This window comes from Streptomyces sp. M2CJ-2 (genome assembly GCF_016757295.1).
Classification (GTDB): domain Bacteria; phylum Actinomycetota; class Actinomycetes; order Streptomycetales; family Streptomycetaceae; genus Streptomyces.
This window is the reverse complement of the sequence record NZ_JAESIF010000055.1, coordinates 17,116-38,324: the sequence shown is the minus strand read 5'-3', so window position 1 is coordinate 38,324 and position 21,209 is coordinate 17,116. Positions and strand designations below refer to the sequence as shown.

Annotated in this window: 21 protein-coding genes and 1 pseudogene; 12 read left to right on the top strand and 10 right to left on the bottom strand. The window is 71.3% G+C overall.

Features of this window, described 5'->3' with window-relative positions; genetic code table 11:
• Position 1 precedes the first annotated feature (1 nt).
• Entirely contained in the window at positions 2-673 is a 672-nt protein-coding gene (locus JL475_RS29535) for a succinate dehydrogenase (protein WP_202281037.1), read from the bottom strand.
• Positions 674-803: 130 nt separating this feature from the next.
• On the opposite strand from JL475_RS29535, the gene JL475_RS29530 reads away from it, so the two are divergent.
• Positions 804-1,688, top strand: a complete 885-nt coding sequence (locus tag JL475_RS29530) for a LysR family transcriptional regulator (protein WP_202281029.1) — start codon at positions 804-806, stop codon at positions 1,686-1,688.
• A 24-nt stretch (positions 1,689-1,712) separates the two neighbouring features.
• Here the strand turns inward: JL475_RS29530 and JL475_RS29525 are convergent, their stop codons facing one another.
• The 3 genes from JL475_RS29525 to JL475_RS29515 form a co-directional block, all read right to left on the bottom strand.
• The gene (locus JL475_RS29525) at positions 1,713-3,857 is read right to left on the bottom strand and encodes a bifunctional diguanylate cyclase/phosphodiesterase (protein ID WP_202281028.1); all 2,145 of its coding nucleotides are present in this window, start codon (positions 3,855-3,857) and stop codon (positions 1,713-1,715) included.
• Positions 3,854-4,666 carry an SAM-dependent methyltransferase gene (locus JL475_RS29520; protein WP_202281027.1) on the bottom strand — a complete coding sequence of 271 codons (813 nt, stop codon included), beginning with the start codon at positions 4,664-4,666 and terminating at the stop codon, positions 3,854-3,856. Before JL475_RS29520 ends, JL475_RS29525 begins: the two co-directional genes overlap by 4 nt.
• 322 nt (positions 4,667-4,988) lie before the next feature.
• Positions 4,989-5,912, bottom strand: coding sequence for an SCO0930 family lipoprotein (locus tag JL475_RS29515; RefSeq protein WP_202281026.1), 924 nt, complete (start codon positions 5,910-5,912; stop codon positions 4,989-4,991).
• A gap of 765 nt (positions 5,913-6,677) precedes the next feature.
• On the opposite strand from JL475_RS29515, the gene JL475_RS41315 reads away from it, so the two are divergent.
• On the top strand, positions 6,678-6,809 hold the full coding sequence (locus JL475_RS41315) for a hypothetical protein (RefSeq protein WP_272932989.1): 132 nt from the start codon (positions 6,678-6,680) through the stop codon (positions 6,807-6,809).
• 44 nt (positions 6,810-6,853) lie between these two features.
• On the top strand, positions 6,854-7,618 hold the full coding sequence (locus JL475_RS29505) for a DUF4239 domain-containing protein (RefSeq protein ID WP_202281024.1): 765 nt from the start codon (positions 6,854-6,856) through the stop codon (positions 7,616-7,618).
• A 380-nt stretch (positions 7,619-7,998) separates the two neighbouring features.
• On the opposite strand, the gene JL475_RS29500 is transcribed toward JL475_RS29505, so the two are convergent.
• On the bottom strand, positions 7,999-8,496 hold the full coding sequence (locus JL475_RS29500) for a hypothetical protein (RefSeq protein ID WP_202281023.1): 498 nt from the start codon (positions 8,494-8,496) through the stop codon (positions 7,999-8,001).
• A 331-nt stretch (positions 8,497-8,827) separates the two neighbouring features.
• Here JL475_RS29500 and JL475_RS29495 point away from each other — a divergent pair, with 331 nt between their 5' ends.
• Positions 8,828-9,496: a class F sortase gene (locus tag JL475_RS29495; RefSeq protein ID WP_202281022.1), complete on the top strand. Its 669-nt coding sequence runs from the start codon at positions 8,828-8,830 to the stop codon at positions 9,494-9,496.
• A 39-nt stretch (positions 9,497-9,535) separates the two neighbouring features.
• On the opposite strand, the gene JL475_RS29490 is transcribed toward JL475_RS29495, so the two are convergent.
• Entirely contained in the window at positions 9,536-10,381 is an 846-nt protein-coding gene (locus JL475_RS29490; RefSeq protein WP_202281021.1) for a polysaccharide deacetylase family protein, read from the bottom strand.
• A gap of 116 nt (positions 10,382-10,497) precedes the next feature.
• Here JL475_RS29490 and JL475_RS29485 point away from each other — a divergent pair.
• Positions 10,498-10,724, top strand: a pseudogene (locus JL475_RS29485) (universal stress protein); the annotation flags it as partial.
• Here JL475_RS29485 and JL475_RS29480 read toward each other — a convergent pair.
• Complete coding sequence (locus tag JL475_RS29480) at positions 10,689-11,504, bottom strand: alpha/beta fold hydrolase (protein WP_202281020.1); 816 nt, start codon at positions 11,502-11,504, stop codon at positions 10,689-10,691. The pseudogene JL475_RS29485 and the gene JL475_RS29480 sit on opposite strands and share 36 nt — an antisense overlap.
• Before the next feature lie 120 nt (positions 11,505-11,624).
• Here JL475_RS29480 and JL475_RS29475 point away from each other — a divergent pair, with 120 nt between their 5' ends.
• On the top strand, positions 11,625-12,104 hold the full coding sequence (locus JL475_RS29475) for a MarR family winged helix-turn-helix transcriptional regulator (RefSeq protein WP_202281036.1): 480 nt from the start codon (positions 11,625-11,627) through the stop codon (positions 12,102-12,104).
• A 21-nt stretch (positions 12,105-12,125) separates the two neighbouring features.
• Here JL475_RS29475 and JL475_RS29470 read toward each other — a convergent pair whose 3' ends face one another.
• Positions 12,126-13,280 carry a CapA family protein gene (locus JL475_RS29470; RefSeq protein ID WP_202281019.1) on the bottom strand — a complete coding sequence of 385 codons (1,155 nt, stop codon included), beginning with the start codon at positions 13,278-13,280 and terminating at the stop codon, positions 12,126-12,128.
• Positions 13,281-13,504: 224 nt separating this feature from the next.
• On the opposite strand from JL475_RS29470, the gene JL475_RS29465 reads away from it, so the two are divergent.
• From JL475_RS29465 to JL475_RS29455, 3 genes are all read left to right on the top strand, one after another.
• Positions 13,505-14,050, top strand: coding sequence for a sigma-70 family RNA polymerase sigma factor (locus JL475_RS29465; protein ID WP_202281018.1), 546 nt, complete (start codon positions 13,505-13,507; stop codon positions 14,048-14,050).
• 135 nt (positions 14,051-14,185) lie between these two features.
• Positions 14,186-14,707 carry a hypothetical protein gene (locus JL475_RS29460; RefSeq protein ID WP_202281017.1) on the top strand — a complete coding sequence of 174 codons (522 nt, stop codon included), beginning with the start codon at positions 14,186-14,188 and terminating at the stop codon, positions 14,705-14,707.
• A 151-nt stretch (positions 14,708-14,858) separates the two neighbouring features.
• Positions 14,859-15,521: a zf-HC2 domain-containing protein gene (locus JL475_RS29455; RefSeq protein ID WP_202281016.1), complete on the top strand. Its 663-nt coding sequence runs from the start codon at positions 14,859-14,861 to the stop codon at positions 15,519-15,521.
• A 77-nt stretch (positions 15,522-15,598) separates the two neighbouring features.
• On the opposite strand, the gene JL475_RS29450 is transcribed toward JL475_RS29455, so the two are convergent.
• Positions 15,599-17,740, bottom strand: coding sequence for a SpoIIE family protein phosphatase (locus JL475_RS29450; protein ID WP_202281015.1), 2,142 nt, complete (start codon positions 17,738-17,740; stop codon positions 15,599-15,601).
• Between the two features lie 142 nt (positions 17,741-17,882).
• Here JL475_RS29450 and JL475_RS29445 point away from each other — a divergent pair, with 142 nt between their 5' ends.
• Together JL475_RS29445 and JL475_RS29440 are read left to right on the top strand one after the other, a co-directional pair.
• Positions 17,883-19,304: a lipase maturation factor family protein gene (locus JL475_RS29445; RefSeq protein WP_202281014.1), complete on the top strand. Its 1,422-nt coding sequence runs from the start codon at positions 17,883-17,885 to the stop codon at positions 19,302-19,304.
• Positions 19,305-19,572: 268 nt separating this feature from the next.
• Positions 19,573-20,001, top strand: coding sequence for a VOC family protein (locus JL475_RS29440; protein ID WP_202281013.1), 429 nt, complete (start codon positions 19,573-19,575; stop codon positions 19,999-20,001).
• 89 nt (positions 20,002-20,090) lie between these two features.
• Here JL475_RS29440 and JL475_RS29435 read toward each other — a convergent pair whose 3' ends face one another.
• Positions 20,091-20,264 (bottom strand): hypothetical protein, encoded by a 174-nt coding sequence (locus JL475_RS29435; RefSeq protein WP_202281012.1) that lies wholly within the window; start codon positions 20,262-20,264, stop codon positions 20,091-20,093.
• 485 nt (positions 20,265-20,749) lie between these two features.
• Here JL475_RS29435 and JL475_RS29430 point away from each other — a divergent pair, with 485 nt between their 5' ends.
• Entirely contained in the window at positions 20,750-21,208 is a 459-nt protein-coding gene (locus JL475_RS29430) for a hypothetical protein (RefSeq protein ID WP_202281011.1), read from the top strand.
• The last annotated feature ends 1 nt before the right edge of the window (position 21,209 follow it).

The following is a 21,209-nucleotide window of genomic DNA, read 5'->3' as shown; positions in this document are numbered from 1 at the left end:
TTCAGCTCACCACTCCGGTCATGACGCCCACGGGTACGGCGACGAAGCCGATCGTGAGCAGCAGCGCGAGGACGTTGGCGGCGGCTTTGAGCGCGCGGTCGCGGGTGCGGCTGCCGACGCCGAGGGTCTGGGCGGCGCTCCAGAAGCCGTGCCGGATGTGCATTCCGAGGGCGAGCACCGCGACGATGTAGATGACGTTTCCGTACCAGGTGGAGAAGGTGTCCACGACGTTCTGGTAGGGCTTGCCCGTCTCGAAACCGCCGGAGTGCACGGTGCCGGTGGTCAGGTCGAGGATGTGCCAGACGATGAAGAGGGCGAGGATGATCCCGCCCCAGCGCATGGTGCGCGTGGCGTAACTGGCCCGCGCCTTCTTGTGGACGTACTTGCTGGGGCGCGCCTTGATGTCGCGGCGGCTGAGCTGGTACGCGGAGACGGCGTGGGCGACGACCGCGACGACGAGCACGACCCGGACCAGCCACAGCGCCCACTCGTAGTGCAGGAGGGGCTCGCCCAGGGTGCGCAGCCAGTGTGCGTACTCGTTGAACTCGACGGCCCCGAAGTAGATCTTCAGGTTGCCGATCATGTGGGCGACCAGGTAGAGCAGCATGACCAGACCGCTGACGGCCATCACTGTCTTCTTGCCGACGGTCGAGTCCCACACGGTGCGCGCCATGGACGGCCGTCGGTCCGTCCGCGTTGCCAGAGCCATGTCACAGACGCTAGGGCCAAAGGACCCCATCGGTCCAAGACATGGTCCAGCTCGTTTCCATAGCCGTCATCTATGGAAGGCCTATGGTGGCCCCATGCAGTTCCAGCAGCTCCAGTACTTCGTGGCGGTCGCCGAGACCCGGCACTTCACCCGGGCCGCCGAAACGGTCCATGTCGCGCAGCCGTCCCTCTCGCAGCAGATCAAGGCGCTGGAGCGGGAGTTGGGGGCGGACCTGTTCCTGCGGGCGCGCGGCAACATCACGCTCACCGACGCGGGCGAGGCGCTGCTGCCGCTGGCGCGGCGCATCCTGGCCGACGCCGACACGGCCCGGCACGAGGTGCAGGAGCTGGTGCAGCTGCGCAGCGGCCGGGTACGCCTGGGGGCGACGCCGAGCCTGTGCACCGGTCTGCTGCCGGACGTGCTGCGCGCCTTCCACGACCGCTACCCGGGCGTCCGGCTGCTGGTCGAGGAGAGCGGCTCCCACGACCTGGTACGGGAGCTGGCCCGCGGTGCGCTCGATCTGGCCCTGGTCGTCCTGCCCCTGCCGACCCCCTCCCCCGCCCTCACCACGGTGGAGCTGCTGCGCGAGGACCTGGTGGTGGTGTCCTCCCCGGACGCCTCTCAGCCCGGCCGGGGCCGGCGCACCGTGCGCGTCGCCGATCTGGAGGGCGAGCGGCTGGTGATGTTCCGGCACGGCTACGACCTGCGGGAGCTGACCGTGGCCGCGTGCCGTGCGGAGGGCTTCGAACCGGACTTCGCGGTGGAGGGCGGGGAGATGGACGCCGTGCTGGGCTTCGTGCGGGCGGGGCTGGGCGTCGCCGTGGTGCCCCGCATGGTCGCCGCGCGGTCCGGACAGGGCCTGCGGGTCACCCCCCTGGCCCGCCCCGGCCTCCACCGCACCATCGCCCTGGCCCATCGCAGCGACGTGGCTCCGCCCCGCGCGGCCCGGGAACTTCAGCGGATGCTCCTGGAGCGGTGAGCAGGCGGGCCGGTCCGCCCGGCGTCAGCCCGTCGCGTCGGCCAGGGCCAGGTCGTGCAGGCGTTCCGGCGGGCCGGGACGGGCGTAGTACCAGCCCTGCGCCGTGTCGCAGCCGAGCAGGCGGAGCTGCTCGGCCTGCGCCCCCGTCTCCACCCCCTCCACCGTGACGGCGAGGTCGAGGCTGTGGGCCAGGGAGACGATCCCCTCGACGATCTTGAGGTCGACCGGGTCGGCCGGGAACTGCTGCATGCTCTGGGTGAAGGAACGGTCCAGCTTGAGGACGCTCACCGGGAGGCGGCGCAGGTTGGCGAGGTTGGAGTAGCCGGTGCCGAAGTCGTCCAGGGCGATGTCCACGCCCATCTCCGCCAGCCGCCGCAGCGGCTTCAGCAGGTCGTCGTCCGCGCCGATCAGTGCCGACTCGGTCACCTCCAGGCACAGCGCGTCCGGCTCGACACCGGTGCGCTCCAGGATGTCGACGGTGTCCTGGACCAGACCGGGGTGGGTGAGCTGGCAGGGCGAGAGGTTCACGTTGATGCGCAGCGGGCCGAGCGCCTCCGCGCCGCCGTGCCGCTCCTGCCACGCGCGGGCCTGGCGCACCGACTGCTCGAGCACCCAGCGGCCCAGCGGGACGATCAGCCCGGTGTGCTCGGCGAGCGGGATGAACCGGTCCGGGGACAGCACGCCGTGCTGCGGGTGCAGCCAGCGCACCAGCGCCTCGGCGCCCCGGACGCTGCCGTCGCCGAGGTGGACCAGCGGCTGGTACTCGATGAAGAACTCGCCCCGTTCCAGGGCCGAGGGCAGTGCCGTGGTGAGTCCGTGCCGGGTGATGGCGCGGGCGTCGGACTCCGGGTCGGCCAGCTCGAAGCGGTTGCCGCCCGCCGACTTGGCCCGGTACATGGTGATGTCGGCGCTGCGCAGCACCTCCGCCGGGCTGCGTTCCCCGGCCGGTCCCTCGACGACGCCGATGCTGCCGCGCACGGTCAGGTCGCGGCCGTCGACGCCGATGGGGGCGAGCAGCGTGTTCAGGATGCGGGCGGCGAGCTCGTCGACCGTGTGCTCGGTGTCGGGCCCCGTGGTCAGCGCCACGAACTCGTCGCCGCCGAGCCGGGCGACCATCTCGCCGGGCGCGGTGGCGCAGGACTGGAGCCGGTCGGCGACCTCGACGAGCAGCCGGTCGCCGGCCGCGTGTCCGAGACTGTCGTTGACGGTCTTGAAGCCGTCCAGGTCGAGGTAGCACAGGCCGAAGCGCTGTCCGGGGCCGGCGCCGAGCGCCTTCTCCAGCCGCTCGAAGAAGAACGTGCGGTTGGGCAGACCGGTGAGCGCGTCGTGGGTGGCCTCGTAGCGCAGCCGGAGGTTGAGCAGCCGCCGCTCGGTGGTGTCCTCCATCAGGGCGAGCTGGTACTGCGGTTCACCGTCGGCGTCGCGCAGCAGGGACACCGTCAGATTGGTCCACAGGACCGTTCCGTCAGGCCGGTGGAACGCCTTCTCGAGGTGGTAGTGCTCACGCTCGCCGCGGACCAGCTCGCCGTAGAGGTTCCAGGTCTGCGGGGCGTCGTCGGGGTGCGTCCACTCCCTGACGTTGCGGCTGCGCAGGCCCTGTTCGGACAGGCCGAACATGCGCCGCAGGGCGCCGTTGACCTGCAGGACGTTGCCGTCGAGGTCGGCGATGCCGATTCCTATCGCCGCGCCTTCGAAGACCGCGCGGAACCTGGCCTCGGTGGCGTGCAGGGCCTGCGCCACCGCGCCCTGCGCCTCCAGCGCGGCCCGGGCGACGGCCTCCTGCTCGGCCAGCGTCCGCTCCCGCAGCGCCCGCGCGAAACCGGCGGCCATGGCGTGCTGCAGTCTGGCGCTGCGCGCCCGCAGGTCCTCGCGGTCGCCGTCCCCGCCGCAGTACAGGACGAGGTAGGCGTCCACACAGTCCAGGGTCCGGCTGAGCGCCTCCGGGTCGGTGCAGTGCACCTGGATCAGGGCGGCGCCGACCGCCTGGCCGACGTCCGGGTCGAAGGCCCTGGCCAGCAGCGCTTCGCTCAATCGCCGGGCCAGCGGGAGCAGTTGTTCCTCGAACTCGGGCCGGGTCGACGACGTCGAGGTCACGGGGAAGACCGCCCGGCTCCAGATCGTCGCGAACCGGCGCAGTCTGCCCTCCGGGCCGTCCGGCTCCGCGCTCACGCGGTACGCCCCACGCCCGCGAGCCCGGAGAGCTCGTAGGGATCCTCGTCCTCCGGTGCGGTGTCCGGCCGCCACCGCGACATCGGCACCAGTCCGGGTTCCACCATGTCGTACCCCTCGAAGAACCGCGCGATCTCGTCACGCGAGCGCATGATCAGCGGGTTGCGGATGTCCTTGTACACGTCCACCGCGCCACCGGCCCGCTCCGGGGGCAACGGAATTCCCTCGTACGAGGCATGGTTGAGGATCAGCATACTGCCGGGCGCGAGGGCCTCACGCAGTTCGGCCACCGCCGCGTACGGGTCGTCCGCGTCCTCCACGAAGTGCAGTACGGCAACGAGCAGCAACGCCACCGGCCGGTTCAGGTCGATCAGGCGCCCCACCTCGGAACTCGCCAGGACGTCCCGGGGCTTTCGGAGGTCCCCGGCGACGACGCCCGCGCCGTGGTTGCCCTCGAGGACGGCCCGGCTGTGCGCGACGGCCACCGGGTCGTGGTCGACGTAGACCACCCGCGCGCCGGGAGCGGCCTCCTGTGCCACCTCGTGGACGTTGCCGAACGTCGGGATGCCGGAGCCGATGTCCAGGAACCGGGTGACACCCTCACCGACCGCGAAACGTACCGCCCGGCGCAGGAACGCCCTGTTCGCCTGCATGACCTTGGGCAGTCCCGGCATGAACTCCATGGCCCTGCGGGCCGCTTCCCGGTCGACCTCGAAGTTGTGCGAACCGCCCAGGTAGTAGTCGTACATCCGGGAAACACTGGGCACCGTGATGTCGATGCTCCGTGGGGCCCAGGCGGGACGCTCCATGTATCTCTCCACAGCGTAGGCGATCCGGTGTCCGAGCCGAGGCTACTGATCGCCCGCCAAGGGAGCGACCCCGAACGGAAATTGACCATCCGTTCCCGGTCACTGCCAGTGGCACATACCAAATTGACGCCCGTAAAAAACGTCACGAAAAGTACCTGCGGCATTCCGGAGAGTTCCGGCGTGCGGTGAAACGCGGGGAGAAGGCCGCCGAAATTTCCACGAGTTCCGGTGAATCACAGCAAAACGGTCCGCCCCTCCGTGCGGCGCGGAGGGGCGGACCGGGATCGACGGTGCCGAAGTGGACGGCTTCCTGGGGAGGTCGCTACTTCTCCGGCGCGCCGACCGGCTTTCCGTCGGGGCGCACGGCGTACCAGGTGCCGCCGACGCCTTGGCCGTTGGTGTCACCCGGGGCCTTGTCACCGGCGAAGGTGTAGATCGGCCAGCAGTAGATCGTCTGCTGCTCGACGCCGTTGTCCGGACGGGTGAACTTCATGTAGTTCTTCTTCTCGATGCCCTTGGTGTCGTTGATGTCGACCGGCGCCACCACCGGCCACTTCTCCAGGCACGCACCGGTGCAGGCGGAGACCGGCTTCGGCCAGGCCTCGTCCTTCATGAAGCGGTAGACCGTCATGCCGTCCTTGTCTACGACGATCTCACCGAGTTCGGGGTCCTTGCGGGTGGACAGACCGGGCAGATCGGCCGCTTGCGCCTTCTTGCCCTCGGGGGTCAGTCCGAACCACTTGCCGCCCACGCCTTGGCCCTTGACGTCGCCGGCGTTGACGTCCTTGACGTAGCGGTAGGCGGGCCAGCCGTCGACGGTGAGCTGCTTGGTTCCGTCCGCCCGGGTGACTTCGCCCAGCAGTGACGCGTCGATGCCCTTGCCGGCCTTGGCGTCGTCGGCGAGCACCGGGGGCCAGGTCTTGGCGCAGTCGCCGTCGCAGTTGGACTTGGGGGGCTGCGCGGTGTCCTGGTCGAAGCGGTAGAGCGTGAGGCCGAGTTCGTCCGTCACCAGCTCGCCGAGTTCGGCGTTGGTGGAGACACCCAGCGTGCCCACGCCGCCGGCGGGGGTCTCGGACGCCTCCGCACCGGCCCCTGTGTCGATGCCCCCGAGGTCCCCGGGCACGGCCGAGGCGCCGACGTTCTGGCTGCTGGCCGGCGGCGCGGTGTCCTGACCGCACGCCGTCGTCAGCGTCAGCACCGCCGCGGCGCTCACCACCAGTGAGGCGGTCCGCCAGGAGGTCTTCATCTCAACTCCAGATCATCACAAGGGTGTTGCAGCGCCCTGCTGCGCCGCCGCTCGACGTGGAGTACGCATGAAGGCACCTGCCGTGTTCAACGGCGGCCCATATTTCTTCCGGAACCCGTACTTCCGCCCCGTTCCGCCTGCGTGCCCCTGCCGCATCGCACGCCAGTACGCCGTTTCCCAACGGGTGATCAGCCCGGAGCCAACCGGGAGATGACGGATTTGACTCCATCGGGGCATTCATCCGCAGCCCGCGCGTGCACCGGCCCGTCTCGGCTCATGATCTCCGTCGTGCAAGGACTTGTACCGACCCGATCCGCGCTCGCCGCACGCGCGTTGGCGATGGCGACGCTGGCCTGGGCACTCGTCGGCGCCCCTGGCGCGGCGACGGCCGACGCCTGCGCCTACGCCTCGACGGGCCCGGGGGGGACGGAGGCGGTGGCGGTCGCCGGCAGCATGACCTGGCCGCTCCCCCCTCTCTGTTCACCCACACCCACGCCACCTCCACCGCCGCCCGAACCCACACCGACCCCGCCACCCCCTGCTCCCCCGCCCCCTCCGCCTTCTCCGACACCGAAGCCCACCCCCACGGCGAAGCCCGAACCGCCGCCTCCGCCACCTCCGCGTCGGGCCCGCCCCACGCCACCGCCCGCCCGTCCGGCTCCCACGCCTCCTCCCCCGCCCACGTCCGCTCCGCCGCCGCGTCCCTCGCCGGTCCCGGCGCCCTCGGCCACCCCCACGCCCACGCCGCCTCCGTCCGCGACGCCCGTGCACTACCCGCGGTACCGGGCGGCACCTCCGGCCAAACGGCCTTCCGGCGGCGCCACGTCGCCCCTCACCTTCGTCCTGCTCATCACCACGCCCGCCGTGGTCGCCGTCGCCGCCCTGCGGCCCCGCTGAACCCGAGCGCCCGCCCAGGGCCCTTCCTGCCGTGGAGGCACCTCTTGCCGGAATGGCTTGTTCTCACCCTCGCGATGCTGGCCGTCTGCGTCGTGGTGGTCGTCATCACTCTCGTACGTCACCGCGCGGCCGCCGACGACGAGGACCCCAGCGAGACCCCGGACGTCATCGAGTACATGACGATGTGGATCGGCGTGGTGTACGCCATCGTCCTGGGCCTGGCCATCGCCGGCGTCTGGGAGGGTCGCAGCGCGGCGCAGGAGCATGTACGGGCGGAGGCGGTGGCGCTGCACGAGATCTCGGAGCGGGTACGGATCTATCCGGCCGACGTACGTGATCGCATTCGGGGCGATGTCAACGCCTATGTCGGACACGTCGTCACCACCGAGTGGCGTGTCATGGCCGACGACGGCCGGGTCACCGAACGCGGGACGGACCTCCTCGACCGGGTCCGCCGGGACGTCACCGACTACGAACCGCGGACGGACTTCGAGGCGCAGGCCTACCAGCCGCTCGTCGACCAGGTGTCCGCCGCCGACCAGGCGCGCGCCGCGCGGGCGGAGTCGACCGGGGAGACCATGCCGGGCGTGGTGTGGTTCGGGCTGATCGCCGGGGCCGTCATCACCATCGGAATGATCTTCGCGCTGCAGATCCGCCGCACCGGCCGGGAGCTGGTCCTCGCCGGACTGTTCTCCGCGTTGATCGCCTTCCTGCTCTTTCTGATCTGGGACTTCGACGCCCCCTTCAGCCGGGGTCTCGCCGCCTCGGCCGATCCGTTCCTCCTCCTGTTCCCCCACGTCGGAGGCTGACGGGTGCCCACCACGGCACCCGCCACGGGGGCATGCGCCACGCCGTGCACGTCCCCCGGCTGCCGTAACGCGGTCCCCCCGCGCGGCCCACAGCGATACCCCGTTCGCACGACTGCGATCGCGCGATCCGGTGCGGCTTTCCAGCGTTTCGTGCATCGAGGCGCATTTCCGGCGCGAGCGGAACACGTCCGCCGTCGCTCCTCGGGACCTGGAGGACTCGCCATGCACGCGATACGCGTCGCTCCCGCCGCGACGGCACGGAGGACGGCTCCGCCCGGCGGGATTTCACGACTTCAGGGCTGTGCCCCGGATCCGGGCGGGATCCGGGGCACAGCCCTGAAGTCACACGTGCGAGAAACGGCCGCCGAATGGGCCGGGGTTCAGATCTGCTTCTCGGCGCGGCGGCGCATCCAGAAGACACCGCCGGCGGCGACCGCGGCGGTCACCAGCCCGCCGCCGATGGCGATGTCGGTCGGGGTCGCCCCGTCGGTGCTGCTGCCGCCGAGGCCGCCGCGGACCCCGCCGAGGACGGTGAAGGCGGCCGGTCGGGTCAGGCTCCGACCGGAGCAGTGCACGGTGATGTCGTACGAGCCGGCGCGGGCGTCGAAGTCGACGGTGGCGATGCCCCTCGCGGTGCCGCCTCCCCCGTGGCTGGGCCTCAGTTCGGTCCTCGGAAAGGCGTTGGACGTCGCGTGTCCGCCGTCGGGGCAGCCGTCGACGGTGATGCTCAGCTGGCCGCCGCGGGCGATGGCGCTGGGCAGGGCGACGATGTTGGACGGGCTGAAGTCCCCGCCACCGTCCGCGACGGCGACCGGGGCGGCGAGCCCGAGGACGGCGACCGCGGCGCCCGCGGACGCCAGGGCACGTGACTTGCGCATGTGTTCCTCCGCGGAAGGCGCCCCGGGGCCGGTCCCCGGTCGATCGGCGAGAAAGCGCCTCCCAGCAAAACCCTCAGTTGCACTGCCCCGGCGCGCATTTCGACAATGGTCCGTACCGGTGAGAAGATGCCCGCACACATTCACGCATTCGGATATCACCGCAGGTCACGGACTGTCAGAAGATCTCCGTTCGGCGGAACCCCGGATGGCGCACCGATGACGGCCCGGCCACCCGTTCGCCTTTCCCCCCTCGCCGGTCGCACGCGCGGCACTTACGTTTCTGCCATGCGCGAGTGACGCGGCGACGGCCGTGTCGAGAGGGGAAAAGCGAATGTCTGCTTTCGAGCCAGCGGAAATCGAAGAGGAGGCGCGGCGGAAGAAGCGTGCTCCGTGGGGCGTGATAGCGCTGGCTCTGCTCACCGGCCTCGCGCTCATCCGGAACGGTTCGGGGGAGTTCGACGCGGGGCCGCCGCAACCCGCCGTGGCGGCCGCCACCAACAACCAGGCGCCCGGTGACGCCGCGGGCGGCTCGGTGACACCGCTGCCGTACTCGGTGCCGGGCCGGGTCAGGATTCCGGCGATCCAGGTCGACGCGCCGGTCATGGCGGTGGGTCTGGACGCGGAGGGGTGGGTCGACGCGCCACCGCCCGAGGACCCCAATCTGGCGGGCTGGTTCACCGGGGGCGTCACCCCCGGTGAGAAGGGCACGGCGGTCGTGGTCGGCCATGTCGACAACCACCAGGGGCCTGCTGTCTTCTACGGGCTCGGCGCGCTGAAGAAGGGCGATCACGTCGAGATCGAGCGCAAGGACGGAAAGACCGCGGATTTCGAGATCTACGGCGTCGAGGTCTTCGCGAAGAACGACTTTCCCGGTGACCGGGTCTACAACTCGAAAGGCACGTCGGAGTTGCGGGTCATCACCTGCGGAGGCGGTTTCACCCAGCAGGACGGTTACGACGGCAACGTCGTCGTCTTCGCCCGGCTGGCCGCGGTCCGCTGAACGGGCCCCGCCCGAACCGGGCGGGGCGTCCGTCCGGTGTCAGGTGTACTGCCGACGGGGCACGGTGACCTGGTAGCCGGAGTCCAGCAGTTCGGGCAGATAGTCGCGCAGCGCCCGCACGCTCTGGGACCGCTCGCCCCCGGCGTCGTGCGAGAGCACCACGACGCCGGGGGCGGCGCCGTTCTTCACCCGGTCGACGATGGCGCGGGTGCCCGGGGAGGTCCAGTCGAGGGTGTCGACGGTCCAGGCGAGGGGTTCCATGCCGAGTTCGGCGCCGAGTCGGAACGCGGCGCGGTTCCAGGCCCCGTAGGGCGCGCGGAACCACTGGGGGCGCTCGCCGTACCCGTCTTCGATGACATCGCTGGTGCGTTCCATCTCGGAGCGGATCCGGCTCCGGGGGAGAGTCGTGAGCAGGGGATGGGACCAGGTGTGGTTGCCGACGACATGCCCCTCGTCGGACATACGGGCCAGCAGACCCTTGTGGTAGGAGGCCATTTCCCCGCACACGAAGAACATCGCCCGCACGTCGTACGCGGCGAGCGTGTCGAGGATGTCCGGGGTGTAGCGGGGGTCGGGTCCGTCGTCGAAGGTCAGCACCATGGTGCGGCCCCGTCCGGACACGCGCAGCAGGGGTGCGCTCCGCACCTGGGTCCTGCGGGGCACGCTCCTCGGCGAGCCGTAGCCGGTGAGGGGCCTGAGGCGGTACGCGGAGGGCTTGAGCGGGCGACCGGCGGCCAGGCCTCCGGCGGCGGGCGGGGCGGGGCGTGCCGCCTCGGTACCGGCGCCCGTCATGAGGACTCCGGCCGTGCCGGCCGCCCCCACGACGGCGGCGCCGACACCGGTGAGCAGCACCCGGCGCCGGGTGAGCAACTGATCCTTCTGCATGACTCATCAGTCGCCCGCCGGGGGACGGGCCCACCTCGGTGGCACCGGTCCGGCGGGACGATTCCACCCGCTCGGCCCAGACTCCGCCGGTGCCGGGTTCCGTCGGCCTCCGCACCGTGGCGGAACAGCACTCCACGCAGTTCGAACGGGGCACGGACGGACCGAAGGTGATCGTGGTCGGAGTGGACGGCTCCGCCTCCTCACCGCGCGCGGCGGCCCACGCGTCCGGTTCGGCGCGGCGGCAGCACGCACTGCTCGCCGTGGTGTACGTGCGGCCGGTGACGGTGGTGCCCCGGGTTCCGCAGCGTCAGAGGGTGCGCAGGAAGTCGAGGAGGATCTCGTTGAAGACCTCGGGCTGTTCCATGCACGCGTAGTGTCCCGCGCCCTCGACGGTGGCGGCGCGGCCGTCGCGCACCTCTTGGACGAGACGCTCCGCCGCCGCGGTCAGGTCGGCTGGTTCGAGTGAGCCGTTGACCGCGAGCACCGGCACGTCGATCGTCGGCACGCGGTCCCAGGTGCCGGTGACGGGGACGCGCAGGTCCTTCTCGTCCGGGGTGTGCTTGCAGATCGCGTGCAGTGCCATCTCCCGCAGTCGGCGCGGGATGTCCGGGTCGACGCCGTCCGGGCCGCGGTGCTCGCCCGGCGCGACCCGCACGAAGGCGTTCAGCCAGCCCTCGATGTCCCCGGCGCCCAGGGTGCGGGCGAACTCGGCCTGGATCCGGCGGGACCACGGATCGGTGTACTCGAACTCACTGGTGGCCGCCCCGCAGGCGACGACCGCGCGGACCAGATCCGGATGTTCGAGGACGGTGTCGGTCGCGATGGCCCCGCCCATCGACACGCCGACCAGGACCGCGGGCCCCGCGTCGAGGTGGCGCAGCAGGGCGGCGAGGTCGTCCGCCCAGCGGAAGGGCTGCGTGGCGTTGGCGGAGGAGCCGTGGCCGCGTACGTCGGGCGCGATCACCCGGTGGTGGGCGGCGAGGGCCGGGATCTGGTCCGCGAAGAGCCGGTGGTCGACGAAGCCGGAGTGGAGCAGGACGACCGGGTCTCCCGTGCCGCTGTCGTGGTAGGCGAGGTCACCGTCGGAGGAGGTGAAGTAACGGAGTTCCGCAACCGTATTCATGACAACCAAGGTGTCACTTTCGGCGAAATTTGGCAACCACGGTGTCATGATGAGGAGGTGAACAACACCGGGAACGACACCGACAGGCCCCTTTCACCCGACGAACTCGGCCCGCGCCTGATGGAGGTGTTCGACCTGATCGGCCCGCTGTACCGGCGGGTGCAGCGAAAAGTAGAACAAGGCGCACAAGGCGCACAAGGCGCACAGGACGCACAGGACGCGTACACCGGCAAACAGGCTCAGGCTGTCGAGGGCCTGTCCGTCGGCGTACGCGCCGTGCTCGACCTGCTGCACAAGCACGGTCCGATGACCGTGCCCCAGATGGGCCGCGCGCAGGCGATCAGCCGTCAGTTCGTGCAGCGCATGGTCAACGACGCCGCGGCGCGGGACCTGGTGGAGAGCACCCCCAACCCCGCCCACCAGCGGTCGTCGCTGATCCGGCTCACCGACGAGGGGCGGGCGGCGATCGCGGCAGTCGTCGCCCGGGAGCACGCCGTGCTGCGGGAGGTCGGCGGCGACCTCACGGACGCCGACGTACGGACCTGCGTGCGGGTCCTCGCACAGATGCTGACGCTGTTCGACACCGTGGACGTGAACTGATCGCCGCCTCGGCAAAACGGTCTACTCCCCCATGACCAGTCCGTCCTTCGCCGCGCCCCGACTCAGCACCACGTCACGGATCCGGTCTCGTACGGAACGCACTTCGGCACCCTTTCGGAGGGCCCGGTTGAGGTTGACCACGCGGCCGGCGTCCACGTCGAAGAGGAGGGGGACGAACTCGGCCTTCGTCACCTCCCAGCGCCCGTCCGGACGCGCAGGCGGGGCGAAGGTGAAGCGGCCCAGCGTGGACTGGTTGCCGCGGGGGTCCGGGGTGCCGGCGGATTCGGTCGTCTCACCGGCGATCTGATCGCCCGTCCCGTAGATCACCCAGGTGCCGTTGACCTTCTCGTAGGCCTGCGGGACATGGGCGTGGGTGCCGAGGATCAGGTCGATGGCGGGGCGGTCGCCGGTGCGGGCGGCGGTCAGTGAGCGCGCCAGGGCGATCTGCTGCCCGTCGGGGGCCTCCTGCCACTCGGTGCCCCAGTGCAGGGAGACGACGACCACGTCGGCGCCCGCCTTCCTGGCCGCGCGGGCGTCGGCGAGGATCCTGGTCTCGTCGATGAGGTCGACGGCCCAGGGCCGGTCGGGCGGGAGCGGGAGGCCGTCGGTGCCGTAGGTGTAGGCGAGATGGGCGACCTCGGCCCGACCCGCGCGCAGCACGGTCGCCGCACGGGCCTCATGTTCGGTGCGGGCCGTCCCGGCATGCCGTACGCCCGCGCCGTCGAGGGTGTCGAGGGTGCGCCGGATGCCGTCGACGCCGTCGTCCAGGGCGTGGTCGGAGGCGGTGGAGCAGCCGTCGTAGCCGGTGGCGGCGAGGCCCCGGGCCAGCTCGGGCGGGGACGTGAGGGCGGGGTGGCCGCCGTGGTCACCGTCGGCGCCGTACACGGTTCCCGTGTGGCACAGCGCCAGATCCGCTCCGGCGACGACGGAACGGACCCCGGAGAGCATCGGACGGAAGTCGTGGCCGACCCGTCCGGCGTCGAAGCGGGCGCGGTCGACGACCGAGTCGTGCGGCAGCACGTCCCCCGAGGCGACCAGGGTGAAGCCGTGGTCCCGCGCGGCCGAGGCACCCGGATGGCCGGATTCCGGTGGGTGGTGGCCTTGGGCCTGGCAGGCGGCGCCCGCGGCGAGGACGGTGGTGAGGGCCAGGGCCACCTGTCTACTGCGTGCAATCATCGCTTCACCCCGGTACGAATCTCTTCACTGTCGTATTTGCTGACAAATAGGTAAGGATCAACTTCCGGTTCATCACTGCTCCGACACGCTGTTTTGAGCCGTCCGGCGTGCGCGAACGGCCGCCGCGACCGTTCGTCGAACCGTTCGTCGACGCGATCGACCGTCCGCCGCACGCTCCTGTGCGCTCCCTGTCCCCGGGGATCGCCGTGCGCTGCCATACCGCCATGACGGCCGGAATCACACTCACGAACGGGACAACCGCCGAGCACGAACTCGCCGCCCTGCAACGCGAGCACGGCCGGCCCCTCTTCGCACTGCTGCTGCGGCTCTGCGACGGGGACCGGCAGCGTGCCGAGGACCTCGTCCAGGAGACCCTGGTACGGGCCTGGCAGCATCCCGAGGCCCTGCGCGCCGACGACTTCGACTCCGTACGGCCCTGGCTGATGACGGTGGGGCGGCGGCTCGCCATCGACGCGCGGCGGGCACGGCAGGCCCGGCCCGCCGAGGTGGGCGACGCGGTGCTGGAGAACGCGCGGGTGACCTCCGACCACGCCGAGCGGGCCGCGGCGACGCTCGATGTCCGCAAGGCCGTGAAGACACTCACTCCTGAACACCGTGAAGTCCTGGTGCTGGTGTACTTCCAGGGGGCGAGTGTGGCGGAAGCCGCGGCCGCCCTCGGCATCCCGCCCGGTACCGTGAAGTCCCGCGCGTTCTACGCGCTGCGGGCCCTGCGCCGGGTGCTTCCGGGATACGCCACCGACCTGCGGTGAAACCGACGGCCGGGTCAAGCCTCCGTAAAGCGCCTTGCCGACGACCCCGGTTGAGTAATCGGCTGTCCTCATCCGTGTTGCGGACCGGGAGCCCGGATCGGGCGACGCGCACGTACCGGAGGAAGGCTGAAAGGGATGCCGCACAGAGGGCAAGAGAGCACTGACGACATCGGAGACGGTGAACTCACCGTCCCCATGGCCTGGTTGTACGCCGAGTACATCGCCGACGAACTACTGCGCAGCGGCGACCTGATGCCGCCGACGTCCTTCGAGTTCCGGGCCGGCCGGGACGCGCTGGCACTGACCGTCTTCCTGTCCGACGCCGACGGCGAACTCTCCGGCATCCGGGTGATCACCCAGCTGGAGACCTGGCTGTCACTGACCGCGTACGACCAGCCGTGGCAGGAGTGGGTGCAGGGACGCCTGGCGGACCTGACCGCGGAAAGCGCCGCCGCCGGCCGGAACACGGCGCGGCCCGATCTGGAACTCGCCCGGTCGGCCTGGCGCTGGCTGCGGGAGACGGAGTTGCTCGCGCCGGATCTGAACGCGGTGCCGGGCGGCGGTGCGGGGGCCGGCGAGGACGAGGGACCGAAGGTGTGGACACCGGCGTGGCAGCTCGGACTGCCGCTCGGGCACCTCGCCATCCACCTTTTCTAGCCTTCCGGTGAATCGGACCAATCCGTGGGCCCGAGGGCTCCGAATCCTTTGGTCACGATTCGGTGTGCGGCTTGAGTGAATCGACTGCCTGGTGCGTACCGGTGGGAGCAAGGAGTAACCCCACCCATACCCAACGGTACGAGGATTCGGCATGAGGTCCCTGGAACGGCATCGCGACGTCGGCGCGTACGCGCTCGGCGTGCTGGACGAGGCGGAGGCGTTCCGCTTCGAGGACCACCTCATGGAGTGCCCCAGCTGCGCTGCACAGGTGACCGAATTCGGGGCGACGACCCGGCAGTTGATGCTGTACCGGCGTTCCACGCCGCCGCTGGCGCATCCGATGGCCAGGCCCGGTCCGAGGATGCTGGACCGGCTGCTGTCCCAGGTGGCGGCCCGGCAGCGGGCGGAACGCCGACGGTCGCTGTTCGCGCTGGCCGCCTCGGTGGTGCTCGCGACGACCGCGCCGGCGCTCGCCATGATGACGAGCGGCGGCGACCGGCCACCGCGCGAGAGCATCGCGGCGACCGACGAACGGTCAGGGGTGTGGGCGGAGATCACGACGGAGGACGAGGACTGGGGCAGTCGGCTGGAGCTGAAGGTCAAGGACGGCGCGGGCCCCCGCGTCTGCCGACTGGTGGTGGTCGGGCAGGACGGCACCGAGGAGACCGTGACCAGCTGGAGCGTGCCCCGCCACGACGCCCGGCCCAACAGCATGACGAGCGGCTCCACCCTGCACTCCGGGCAGATCATGCGCTACGAGCTGCGTTCCTCGGACGGCGAGCACCTGGTGACGCTGACGCCCGCCGACCGCTGACGCCCGTCGGCACCCGCCGGCCGCCGGCACCGGCTCGGCCACGGCCTCGCGGACCGTGTCGCCCCGGACCGGGCCGGTCAGCGGGAACCACGTCCCGTGCCGCCGTCGGCGTCGTGGCCGTGGTCCGCGGCGGCGGAGGAGGTGGTCACCGCGAACTCGCCCCAGACGCACTTGCCGCCGCCCCGTGCCTCCACGCCCCACACGTCGGTGAGCGTCTCGACCAGCAGCAGGCCCCGCCCGGAGACGCACGACTCCCCCGCCTCGCGGCGGCGCGGCAGGGCGCTGGAGGAGTCCGTGACCTCCACGCGCAGTCGCCGTTCGGTGCCGGTGAGGACTCTGAGGGTGACGACGGCGGCGCCCTCGGTGTGCATCAGCGCGTTGGTGATCAGCTCGTCGGCGGCCAGTTCGATCTCGTCGGTACGGTCCCCGGCGCCCCAGGCGCCGACCCCGGCACGGATCATGCGCCGGGCCTCGGTGAGGGCCTCGGGGTCGCCGGGGGCCACGTGCTGCTGGAGCCGCCCTCCGGAGCGCGGGCTGTCCGGCGGGCGGCGGCGCAGCAGGAGCAGGGCCACGTCGTCGTCACCGCCGCGTTCCTCGGCCACGTCGATGAGCCGGTCGGCGAGGTCGCGCACGTCCTCGGGACCGGTGGTGATGAGCGCGCGGAGCGTCTCGATGCCGTCGTCGAGGTCAGTGCCGGGCTGCTCGACCAGGCCGTCGGTGCACAGCATCAGCACGTCGCCGGGATCGAGCTCCATGGTCCCGACCGGGTACTCGAGCCTGCCGAACTCGGCGGACAGTCCGAGCGGCAGCCCGCCCGTGACGAAGACGCGCCGGCAGGAGCCGTCGGTGCGGCGGACGAGCGGGTCGATGTGGCCGGCCCGGACCACCTGGAGGACACCGGTGGACAGGTCGGCCTCGGCATAGAGGCAGGTCGCGGAGCGGTCGGTGTCGAGTTCGTGCAGGAAGACGGAGGCACGGGCCATCACGGTGGCCGGCGGGTGCCCCTCGGCGGCGTAGGCCCGCAGCACGATGCGCAGCTGGCCCATGACGGCGGCGGCGTGGGTGTCGTGGCCCTGGACGTCGCCGATGACGGCCCCGACCCGGCCGTTGGGCAGCGGGATCAGGTCGTACCAGTCGCCGCCGATGTCCCGGCTCAGAGAGCCTCCGATGCCGGCCGCGCGATAGCGGACGGCGACGTCGGCGCCGGGCACGCTGGGAATGGTGCGGGGCAGCATGGCCTGTTGCAGGCCCTGCGCGAGGTCCATCTCCTGCTCGTAGAACATGGCCCGCTGCAGGCTCTGGGCGATGCTGCTGCACAGGGCGACGAGGATGTTGCGCTCCTCGGGGCTGAAGCCGCGCCGGTCGCTGTAGAGCAGGCCCAGGGCGCCGATCGGGCGGGTCTGGACGATCAGCGGCAGGTAGGCGGCCGAGGTGACGCGCAGGTCGGTGAGGTGCGGCCACAGCACCGGGTAGCGTTCGGCGAACTCCTCCGGCGACTCGATGAAGCGCGGGCTGAGCGTCCGCACCGCCTCGCTCATCGGGTACTGCTCGTCGATCCGGGTGACGCGGGTGCCCGGGACGAAGCTGCCGACGGGGCCCTCGGCCACCAGCCGGATGCGGCCGGCCTCGACCAGACCCACGACGAGACTGGCGGCACCCAGATGGGTGAGGCCGTGGGTGTCCTTGAGGACGTCGATGACGTCCTGCACGGTGCGGGCGTGGGCGAGCGCGGCCGTGATGAGCTGGACGACGTTGGTCTGCTCGCGCAGGGCGTCCTCCTGGGCGACCTGCCGCCGCCCCGCCTCATCGGCGCCGAGTTCCTGGGTGGCGTCCCGGACGATGCCGATGATGCGGACGGGCCGCCCGGTGTCGCCCCGGAGGATGTAGCCGTGGGTGTGGGTCCAGCGCAGGGTGCCGTCACGGCGGCGGACCCGGAAGTAGGCGCCGTAGTTCTCGCTGCCGTCCTTCACGGCCTGCGAGACGGTGGTGTCCAGGCGGGCGATCTCCACGGCCGGCACCCGTGACGACAGCGTCTCGGGACGGTCGTCGAATTCGTCGGCGCGCAGGTCGAAGATGTCGCGGGCCCGGGCGTCCATCTGAAGCGCCCCGGTGTCCAGGTCCCAGTCGAAACTGCCCATGCGGTTGAGCGCCAGGATCGGATCCGGGTGGTCCGGCCAGTCGTCCGGGAGTGACAGGGCGCTCGCTCCCCGATCAACCATGAAAGCAACTTTGTCAGGATTCACCGGATTCTTCGACCGCTGCGGGCTCCGGGGCGCGCACGGGGTTGCCGGGTCGCCCCGGTGGTATACGGAGAGTCACAGGAGCGGCGGCGGGACAATGAGGGGGAAGGAGCGCACGGCCGTGGAGTGGTTCACCGCATCCGAGTACTGGCTGAGCCGACTGGTCTTCCAGCGGGCACTGGCCGGCCTGTACCTGGTCGCGTTCCTGACGGCGGCGCTGCAGTTCCGTGCGCTGGTCGGAGCCCGCGGCATGCTGCCGGTGCCCCGGTACGTGGAACGGATGCCGTTCCGGCGGGCGCCGAGCCTGTTCCACCTGCACTACTCGGACCGCTTCTTCGCGCTCTGCGCGTGGGCGGGCTGCACGGTGTCGGTGGCACTGCTCGCGGGGCTGGACTCCCGGCTTCCGCTGTGGGGCGGGATGCTGCTGTGGCTGGTGCCGTGGGCGCTGTACCTGTCGATCGTGAACGTGGGACAGACCTGGTACGCGTTCGGCTGGGAGTCGCTGCTGCTCGAGGTCGGGTTCCTCGCCGTGTTCCTCGGCAACGACGAGGTGGCCCCACCGGTCGTCGTGCTGTTCCTGCTGCGGTGGATCCTGTTCCGGGTCGAGTTCGGCGCCGGACTGATCAAGATGCGCGGCGACGCGTGCTGGCGGAAGCTGACCTGTCTGTACCACCACCACGAGACCCAGCCGATGCCGGGACCGCTGAGCTGGTTCTTCCACCATCTGCCGAAGCCGCTGCACCGGGCCGAGGCGGCCGCGAACCATGTCACCCAACTCGTCGTGCCGTTCCTGCTGTTCACCCCCCAGCCGATCGCCACGGCCGCCGCCGCGCTGATGATCGTCACACAGCTGTGGCTGGTGCTGTCGGGCAACTTCTCCTGGCTGAACTGGATCACGATCGTGCTGGCCCTGTCCGCGGTCGCGTTCCCCGTCGAGCCGCCGGACACCGCCGGCGCCCCGCTGTGGTACGTGGTGGTGGTCCTCGCGGTGTCCGCGCTGCTGCTCTGCCTCGGTTACCACCCGGCGCGCAACATGCTCTCCCGCCGCCAGGTGATGAACCGCTCGTTCGACCCGCTCCACCTGGTCAACACCTACGGGGCGTTCGGCAGCATCAGCCGGATCCGGTACGAGGTGGTGGTCGAGGGCACCGCCGACGAGGCGCCCCGGGCGGACTCGGACTGGCGGGAGTACGAGTTCCGGGGCAAGCCGGGAGACCCCAGGCGCTGGCCGCGCCAGTTCGCGCCGTATCATCTGCGGCTCGACTGGCTGATGTGGTTCGCCGCGCTGTCGCCGTCCTACGCCGGGCCCTGGTTCGGCGCGCTGGTGGAACGGCTGCTGGAGAACGACCGGGACACGCTGCGGCTGCTGCGCCGCTCCCCCTTCCCGCCCGGCGCGCCGCCCCGGTACGTGCGCGCCCGGCTCTTCCGGTACCGCTACACGTCCTGGCGGGAGCTGCGGGAGACGGGGGCGTGCTGGGAGCGGACGTTCGTGCGCGAGTACCTGCCGCCGACCCGGCTGGCGCGGGTTTCGGGAACACCCTGAGACGGTGCTCCGGCCGCCCGGGTGTTGCGGTGATCGGCGGCGTGCGCCTATCGTCGGCCGGGTGACTGCCGGGTCGGCCTTGGGCCACACACGAAAGACGCTCCCGGCCCCGGCGTGATCCGGGCGGGGCTGTCCCCGCTCACGCCCGGCCGAGGGCAGGGGACCGCTCGCGCCCCGCCCCCTCTCCGTGTTTCTTTCCGTTCCTTCTCGCTTCCCGCCGCGCCTCGCGGCATCCCGACGGAAACCGACACCCGGAGACGCACCAGTCATGTCCGACGCACCCATCACGCCCACCGCGCCCGGAGCTCCCACCACATCGGTCCGGTTGGACCACACCGCCGTGTACGCCCGGGACCGCCGGCTCTCGGCGGAGTTCCTCGCCGCGATACTGGGGCTGGAGGTCGGCGCCCCGTTCGGGCCGTTCCTCCCCGTGGACCTGGGCAACGGCGTGACGCTCGACTACTACGAACTGCGGGACGAGCCCATCCAGTCGCAGCACTACGCGTTCCTCGTGCCCGAGGAGCGGTTCGACACGATGATCGCCCGCCTCGAGGCGGTCGGGGTCACCTACTACGCCGATCCGAACCACACCGAACCCGGCAGGGTCAACCATCTCTTCGGCGGCCGCGGCGCCTACTTCGAGGACCCGGACGGCCACAACCTGGAGATCTTGACCCGGCCCTACGTCCGGCCCTGACACCACCGGGTCCGGGCGTCCTCCTCGGAGGTGCCCGGGCCCGGGCACAGGTCTCCCCCCTCGGCGGCGGTGCGTTGCCGGAGTGGAGGTCAGTCGACGCTGGGCAGGATGTGGGGTTCGGCGAGGTCGTCCTCGTAGCCCGCCAGTCGGATCGGGGCCGACCGGGCCCACACGTCGAGACTGCAGAGCTGCCCGGCCGGGCGGCCCGCCCGCTCGGGGCGTTCCTTGGTCGGCTGATCGCTGGTCGTCTTCTCCGGTGTCACCGCGCACTCCTTATGTGTCGGTCACCCTCGGGACGTTTCGCGCCGGTCCTGCCGCGCCCGCGTCACACGTCCGCTCGGGCATGAGTCGAAAGCCGTTCGGACGCGGTGGCGCCGGTAACTCGTAGGAGAGCAGGCCGTTGTGAAGCGGCGTGTCCCATGACGGGCCTGTGGGTGTGGGTAGGACCCCTTTACTGCCGCCCGTCCGACTCAGATTAACCAAATGAGCGGCCCCCTGCTCGATGGGGCCCGAAACTCGCGGCACCAATCGCCCACCGGACTGCGCTCGATGAACCCTTATGGCCTCCTTTTTCGCCATCCGTACGACTATGGCCGGTCACTCGATCGGGCTACACGACTGTCCCTGTGGTCGAGTGTTCGAGAAAGTTGCATGGCCATGACCTAGTTCAAGTCCCGTTGGCCGGTACGCAAGCTCCTCATGCTGTGCTGCCGTACGGCAAACGGCTGTCTTCCAGGAGGACCGGCGCATGGAGCTGCGCAGTGTCGAGGAGCTGATGGACCTGCTGTACGCCTGCCGGGGCGCCCGGGACGCCCCGGTCCCCGGCGGCGCCCCGGTCGACACGTATGACCACGCCCTGCGGACCGCCGCGCTGCTGCGCCGGGGGCGCCCTGCCGACAAGGAGCTTCAGGTGGCGGGCCTGGTGCGGCCGGTCGGGCGGCTGTTGCAGCCGGGGGAGCCGGGCACCCGGGCGGACCGGGCGGACCGGGCCGCGGACGCGGTGCGCGCGCTGCTCGGCGAGCGGGTCGCCGGCCTGGTCCGCTGCTGGCCCCGGCCCGGTCTTCCGCCGGAGGACGACCTCCTCGCCCTGCGCGCGGCGGACGAGGAGGCCCGCACCGCCTGTTTCGACGCCGGGGTCCTGGAGGACTGGCGCACCGTGCTGGAACTGCTGGCGGCGCGCAACTCCCGGCTGGGAGCGGTGGACTGAC

What these genes read in the sequence shown, in the direction of transcription:
- JL475_RS29515 (WP_202281026.1), bottom strand. Translation starts at nt 5,912, where the DNA reads ATGAAGACCTCCTGGCGGACCGCCTCACTGGTGGTGAGCGCCGCGGCG.
- JL475_RS29460 (WP_202281017.1), top strand. Translation starts at nt 14,186, where the DNA reads ATGCCGCACAGAGGGCAAGAGAGCACTGACGACATCGGAGACGGTGAA.
- JL475_RS29495 (WP_202281022.1), top strand. Translation starts at nt 8,828, where the DNA reads ATGTCTGCTTTCGAGCCAGCGGAAATCGAAGAGGAGGCGCGGCGGAAG.
- JL475_RS29430 (WP_202281011.1), top strand. Translation starts at nt 20,750, where the DNA reads ATGGAGCTGCGCAGTGTCGAGGAGCTGATGGACCTGCTGTACGCCTGC.
- JL475_RS29470 (WP_202281019.1), bottom strand. Translation starts at nt 13,280, where the DNA reads ATGATTGCACGCAGTAGACAGGTGGCCCTGGCCCTCACCACCGTCCTC.
- JL475_RS29530 (WP_202281029.1), top strand. Translation starts at nt 804, where the DNA reads ATGCAGTTCCAGCAGCTCCAGTACTTCGTGGCGGTCGCCGAGACCCGG.
- JL475_RS29440 (WP_202281013.1), top strand. Translation starts at nt 19,573, where the DNA reads ATGTCCGACGCACCCATCACGCCCACCGCGCCCGGAGCTCCCACCACA.
- JL475_RS29535 (WP_202281037.1), bottom strand. Translation starts at nt 673, where the DNA reads ATGGCGCGCACCGTGTGGGACTCGACCGTCGGCAAGAAGACAGTGATG.
- JL475_RS29475 (WP_202281036.1), top strand. Translation starts at nt 11,625, where the DNA reads ATGGAGGTGTTCGACCTGATCGGCCCGCTGTACCGGCGGGTGCAGCGA.
- JL475_RS29450 (WP_202281015.1), bottom strand. Translation starts at nt 17,740, where the DNA reads ATGGTTGATCGGGGAGCGAGCGCCCTGTCACTCCCGGACGACTGGCCG.
- JL475_RS29490 (WP_202281021.1), bottom strand. Translation starts at nt 10,381, where the DNA reads ATGCAGAAGGATCAGTTGCTCACCCGGCGCCGGGTGCTGCTCACCGGT.
- JL475_RS29480 (WP_202281020.1), bottom strand. Translation starts at nt 11,504, where the DNA reads ATGAATACGGTTGCGGAACTCCGTTACTTCACCTCCTCCGACGGTGAC.
- JL475_RS29455 (WP_202281016.1), top strand. Translation starts at nt 14,859, where the DNA reads ATGAGGTCCCTGGAACGGCATCGCGACGTCGGCGCGTACGCGCTCGGC.
- JL475_RS29520 (WP_202281027.1), bottom strand. Translation starts at nt 4,666, where the DNA reads ATGGAGCGTCCCGCCTGGGCCCCACGGAGCATCGACATCACGGTGCCC.
- JL475_RS29465 (WP_202281018.1), top strand. Translation starts at nt 13,505, where the DNA reads ATGACGGCCGGAATCACACTCACGAACGGGACAACCGCCGAGCACGAA.
- JL475_RS29500 (WP_202281023.1), bottom strand. Translation starts at nt 8,496, where the DNA reads ATGCGCAAGTCACGTGCCCTGGCGTCCGCGGGCGCCGCGGTCGCCGTC.